This is a genomic window from Emticicia sp. (genome assembly GCF_043780375.1).
Classification (GTDB): Bacteria; Bacteroidota; Bacteroidia; order Cytophagales; family Spirosomataceae; genus Emticicia.
Genome location: NZ_JAYWCU010000038.1, coordinates 1 through 6,248, shown reverse-complemented (window position 1 = coordinate 6,248; position 6,248 = coordinate 1). Strand labels below are relative to the sequence as shown.

At 33.7% G+C, this 6,248-nt stretch carries 4 protein-coding genes; all 4 read left to right on the top strand.

The annotated features are described in order from the left end of the window. The first annotated feature begins 72 nt into the window (after positions 1-72). Positions 73-2,865 (top strand): DEAD/DEAH box helicase, encoded by a 2,793-nt coding sequence (locus ACH2CJ_RS02915; RefSeq protein ID WP_394990587.1) that lies wholly within the window; start codon positions 73-75, stop codon positions 2,863-2,865. Positions 2,866-2,921: 56 nt separating this feature from the next. Next, on the top strand, positions 2,922-4,847 hold the full coding sequence (locus tag ACH2CJ_RS02910) for a hypothetical protein (RefSeq protein ID WP_394990585.1): 1,926 nt from the start codon (positions 2,922-2,924) through the stop codon (positions 4,845-4,847). Positions 4,848-4,912: 65 nt separating this feature from the next. Next, the gene (locus tag ACH2CJ_RS02905) at positions 4,913-5,695 is read left to right on the top strand and encodes a ThiF family adenylyltransferase (RefSeq protein ID WP_394990583.1); all 783 of its coding nucleotides are present in this window, start codon (positions 4,913-4,915) and stop codon (positions 5,693-5,695) included. A gap of 29 nt (positions 5,696-5,724) precedes the next feature. Beyond that, on the top strand, positions 5,725-6,248 hold a 524-nt coding region (locus tag ACH2CJ_RS02900), incomplete at its 3' end, for a type III pantothenate kinase (RefSeq protein WP_394990582.1).

Sequence of the window (6,248 nt, the reverse complement as noted above, 5' to 3'; positions counted from 1 at the left end):
ATTATTGGTAACCCATCGAAAAAAATACAATCTGTTGATAATCAACATATTAGAAATCAATATTCCCAAAATATGAGTAACTCCTTTAATGAGTCATTTAATAGTTTTAAAAGACAAACGTGGCAAAGCAAAAATGTAAAGCCAATCGATATTTTGTTTATGTTTGTGAGCGATGCATCTGGTACATTTCTTGAAATTGTTGATAAAAATCTGACTCCCGTTGAAGTAAATTACCAAGCCTACACAGGCGAAGTACGCAATATTTTACGTCAAATTGATAGCATTAAAGAGCGAAGTGCCTTTGTGATTGAATGGGGAAAAGAACAAGGAAGTTTATACTTAGCAGAACATGAACACCTGTTTTATGCCCTAAAGAACACTGATTTATTGGTAAATGAAAAAGGTGAAAAATTAAAGTTTGCCGAGGGTGAATATCAAGTTTTTTTTGATATTCAACCAGTAGAAAACAAAGGAAAAAAGCTTTCTATCAAGCCTGTTTTAATGGTAAACCACCAAGCTATTGATGCTCTTTTACCTATTTCCGAAGGCTTTGTAATGGTAGACCACACGATCTACGAAATTACTCCTTTAGGGCATAATTTTAGTCGTTTAAACGCTTTTAGTTCTGAAATTGATGCGATAGATTTAGAGAAGTTTTTATCATTATTATTCTCTTATCTTGATAATTTCCAAGTACAATACAAACAATATAAGGTTGAAGAGTTACGAGAAACACGAGGCACAGAGCCTGCCTTAGTTTTCGAAAAAATAGATACTGACAATGCTCTGCATCTCCGAATTACGCAAGTTTTACAAGGGTTTGATGTTGAGTTTTTGGAACAATTTGACCTTCATCGTTGCGTTGAAATAAGCGAATTGGAGCAAATTATTCGAGTAGTTTATATAGAGCAAAAACCTATTGAGGAACTTTGTGAAATCATTTCAAAATTGCTAAAAAAGCATATTCCTAAGGAAGGAAAGAAAAAAACATCTGAAATTTATCAAGAAGAAAACCTTTTTGTAGTACCTCAAGAAGTAGCTAATGGCTTTATTTACAATGAGTTATCTACACTTTTGCTCAGTTGGAAACTCTTTGGTGCTGAAAAACTCAAAACCTATAAAATTAACACTTCACAACCTCGATTGGATGTAAGCCTATCATCAGGCATCGATTTCTTGGAAGGCAATGCAACGCTTGATTTTGATGGTGAAAAAATTTCACTTTGGGAAGCACTCATGCAGTATAAACAAAAACGGTATGTCGAGCTTTCAGATGGTTCTCATGCTTTGCTCAATGAGTCGTATGTACAGAAATTACAACGTTTGTTTAAGAAGAAAAAAGATAAAATTGAGATTTCATTTTTCGATTTACCCTTAGTTGAAGAGTTGATTGACGAACGAAACAAGTCTGCCGTTTTCCAAAAATCGAAAGCAATTTTTGAAGGCTTTAATGAACTTAAAAAAAATACCAAAAAAATACCAAAAATAAATGCAAAACTCAGACCTTACCAAGAATACGGCTATCAGTGGTTGAGTTACTTACAGCAACAAAAATTGGGCGGTTGTTTGGCAGATGACATGGGTCTTGGAAAAACTATTCAAACTATCACTTTGCTCACCGAAATTTATCCAAAACAAACAAAACCGACTTTGGTCGTAATGCCTAAAAGTTTATTATTCAACTGGAAAAATGAAGTTATAAAATTCAGTCCTACCATTACGACTTATACGTATTATGCCGAAAACAGAAAAATTGAAGATGCCGTAAAATCGAACCTTATTTTTACGACTTATGCCATGCTTCGAAACGACATTGAGATTTTCAAGGAAGTTGATTTTTATTATGTGATTTTAGATGAGTCTCAAAACATCAAAAATATGCAATCTCAAACCACAAGGGCGGCACTTTTACTTAAATCTCAGCATAAATTGGCATTAAGTGGTACACCCATCGAAAATAATTTGGGTGAACTTTACTCACTTTTTAGATTTTTGAATCCTGCCATGTTTGGTTCTGCACAAAATTTCAATGATAATTATTTGATTCCTATTCAAAAAAATCGTGATACCGATGCCATTCTCGAATTACGAAAAAAAATATATCCATTTATTCTCCGAAGACTAAAATCTGAGGTTTTGACCGAACTTCCAGATAAAATTGAACAAACTCTTTATGTAGAAATGTCGGAGCCGCAAGCCAAACTTTACGAACAACGACGTTTGTTTTATCAGGAAGCAATCAAACAACAAATCACGACTTCGAGCATCGAAAAAAGTCAGTTTTTCATCTTCCAAGCATTTAACGAATTACGACAAATTGCCTCGCTTCCCGAAACTAAATCGGATGGTAAAATAAGCTCGCCCAAATTAGAATTATTGACCGAACAAATGATTGATGCCATAGCAAATGGGCATAAAGTACTTGTATTTGTTAATTATTTAGCAGCAATTGAGCTTATTGAGGGTGTTTTAGAAAATGCAGGAATTGATTTTGTAAGTATGACTGGCTCTACTCGTGACCGCCAAAAATTAGTTGATAGGTTCCAAAATGACACTAATTGCAAGGCGTTTGTAATGACCCTGAAAACAGGTGGAACTGGTTTAAACCTAACCGCTGCCGACATGGTTTTCATCTTCGACCCATGGTGGAATGTGGCTGCTGAAACTCAAGCGATTGACCGTACACACCGTATCGGACAAACCCGCAAAGTAACAAGTTATAAACTCATTGCTCAAAACACAATCGAAGAAAAAATATTACTTTTGCAAGAGAAAAAGAAGCAATTATTTGATGATATTATTTCGGCAGATGCCGCTTCGGTGAAGAGCTTGAGCGAAGAAGATATAAATTATCTACTTAAGTAAAACAATATTCCAAATTGTAAAATTGATCAACTAAAAAAGTTGTTTTACAAAAAATTATGGCAAAAGAACGTGATTTAAATAAAATTTTTGATGATTATGATGCTTTTTTATCATCAATGGGTTTGGGCGGGAATAGAGAAAAAAATACGCCAAAACCTTCGGTTTTTGGTGAAAAAAAAGAAGAACTTAATCAATTAGCTAAAGAATTGGACAAAAGCTCTTTAAAGCGAGAAAATTTGCAGGCATATCGAAAAACTGTACTGGAGATGTATGTTTCAAATACGCCGCTGATGGTACAAAATGGCTTTGATGAAGGAGAAATAAGGGAGTTGAAAACAAATTATAGTAAACTTACTAAGTTAGATTATTGCCATATTGTTTCAAAATTATTTAGAAATAATGAAATCTATCAATTTTTTCTGTCATCTTTAAATATCGATATCAAGAAAGTTTTCGATACGATGGTGTGGAATGAAACCCTTACAGAAGAAGAAGTTTTAAAGGAAACAGGCATAGAAATTTTCTTTCAAATTGAAAAGAAAACCTATACTAACAAAACTTATTTTGAAAAAGATTTTCGCAAGGAATTCATGGTTTTTGCCGTAGAAACTCAATCAGAATATAACTATCATTCAAGCTCTTACATAAAAAACTTTTTCATAGAAATTCCTATTGAACTTCGCAAAATTTTGATAGAATACTACGAAAAGCCACTACATTACAACTTAGTTCCTTTAACAGAAACACCCAATACCGAGTATATTGCTTGTAATGAAACGGAGATTTTTACAACCTTACCCAATTTGATTAATTATAATCAACAAGGTAATATTAAAACTTCGACAAATGGAAAAGTCATGTCTAATACACTTGGAAAAATTCGTAAAACACTTAATATCAACGAATTATATCCAGAATCAGCCCCAAAAGATTTACAACAACTAAAATCCTATCTCTTGGCTTCTCTGGTTGTTTGTCAAGACAAACCCAAAAAAGACGAAATTTTTCTTGGCTTACTAAAAAGCTATTTTGATATTACATATATCAAAAAATACCTTAGTCATATTCATCTTTTAACACATTTAAAAGGGGGACATAATCTTTATCAAGTTCAAGATGTAGAAAGCACTTTTGTGGAAATTTTAAAAATGCTTCCTGAAAATAAATGGATAAGCACACAAAATATTCTTGACTTTACTTCCCTCAGAAATTATGATTTCAAAATGGCAAGTATCGTACAAATGTGTCAGTATTTGACTTACGAAATTGAAGGAAAATATGGAAAAGACAAAAAATCTCTCACTAAAGCAAATTATAAAAATTTCACTATTGAACCATTTATCAAAGGAAGTTTGATGCTTTGGGCATGCTACGGATTGTTGGATATTGCTTATGATAATATTGATACGACCGAATTAGGAAAAACTTATTATTCTAATTATGATGGAATAAAAGCGGTTAGACTTACAAATTTGGGGGCGTATCTTTTGGGTAAAACTGCTGTATATGAAGTTCCAGAAGTCGAAAAAAGCTTTGAACTAATATTTTCGACCGACAACCTAATGATTTTGGTAGAAGGCGAAACCAACATTACCGATAATCTTTTGGCAAATTATGCCGATAAAGTTGGTTCAAACCGATATGCCGTTTCAAATGAGTCTTTTTTGAAAAACGTAGCCAATAAAAAAGACCTCAAAATGAAAATTGATATTTTCAAGCAAGTCGTTAGCAATAAATTACCACCCAATTGGAAAAATTTCTTTGAAGACCTCGACCGAAAAATACATCCTTTGAAACAAATTGATGAAGTGTTGGTTTTCAAGATTCCAAACGACGACCCCGAATTGATAAAGCTTTTAATACAAAATCAATCTATCAAAAAGCTACTCATCAAAGCCGAGGATTACCAAATAATTGTTCTTAAAAAAGATTATCCAACCTTACGTACTAAGTTGAAAACGTATGGATATTTACTCAATTAATTCGTAGTGCACCGTTTAGAATCTATTAACTCTACACTTGCACTTTACACTCTGAACTAAAAAAAATGCCCGCTTGGCTTTCACGCTCCGAATTATTAGTTGGAAAAGAAGGAATTGACAAACTTCAATGTTCCCATGTTTTGGTTGTAGGTTTGGGAGGCGTTGGCTCTTTTGCCGCCGAATATATTTGTCGCTCTGGTGTAGGTGAAATGACCATTGTTGATGGTGACGTGGTTGACCCATCTAATAGAAACCGACAATTGCCTGCTTTGGCAACAAATCATGGCGAATTAAAAGCTGAAATTATGGCAGAACGACTTATGGCAATCAATCCCGAATTAAAACTGCACGTGGTAAAAGAATTTCTTTCACCCCAAAAATGCCGTGAAATTTTGGAAACCAAGTTCGATTATATCATGGATTGCATTGATAGCGTTACACCAAAACTCATTTTACTATCGACTGCTTACGAAAAACAACAACGTATAGTTAGCTCAATGGGTGCTGGAGGGAAAATTGACCCCACAAAAAATAGAGTGGCTGATTTATTTGACACCTATCAGTGTTTATTTGCACAATATGTCCGAAAAAGAATAAAGAAATTAGGTGTTGATACTGGAATCAAAGCCGTTTTTTCGACCGAACCCTTCATGCGAGACTCTTTGATTCTGACTGATGGAAACAATTTTAAACGCTCGGCTTATGGTACAATTTCTTATTTACCAGCTGCTTTTGGAGGGGTTTGTGCATCGATCGTAATTCGAGATTTATTAGGTTATCCCATAGAATTAGAAAAACGACCAGGTATTATCAAGAAGAAAATGAAGATTAAAGTAAAAGAATTATAAATCAATAATCACAATTCTCCTTTGGGGTTATGGATATAAATGCAGCAATCGACCTCGGAAATACTTATGCTAAAATAGGATTTTTCGCAGGAAACGAATTATTAGAAGTGCAAAAAGGCTTGTCAATCAATGAGTTGGAAGAAGCTATTTCCTTAAAAAACGTTAAAAATCTTATTATTTCTTCAGTTACACGAAGTCAAATTGAGTTAGAAGACATTTTCAAGAATTATAATTTTTACAAGATATTCTTAAATGCTACAACTCCATTACCTATAAAAAAAGATTATGAAACGCCCCAAACCCTCGGTTCTGATCGAATTGCTGGAGCAGTTGGAGCAAATTTTTTATATCCAACGCAAAACGTTCTCATTATAGACATGGGTACGGCAATTAAATATGACTATGTTTCTGCCGATGCAACATTTCAGGGAGGCATAATTTCCCCAGGTAAGCGAATACGATTTGAGGCACTTCATACGTTTACTAAAAGGCTGCCTTTAGTCGAAGCAAAAGAAATTCCTGATTTAATTGGAAAAAGTACAATTAGTTGTAT

Excerpts from the sequence above, each read along its gene's own strand:
- ACH2CJ_RS02915 (WP_394990587.1), top strand. The coding sequence starts at position 73 with ATGAGTAACTCCTTTAATGAGTCATTTAATAGTTTTAAAAGACAAACG.
- ACH2CJ_RS02910 (WP_394990585.1), top strand. The coding sequence starts at position 2,922 with ATGGCAAAAGAACGTGATTTAAATAAAATTTTTGATGATTATGATGCT.
- ACH2CJ_RS02905 (WP_394990583.1), top strand. The coding sequence starts at position 4,913 with ATGCCCGCTTGGCTTTCACGCTCCGAATTATTAGTTGGAAAAGAAGGA.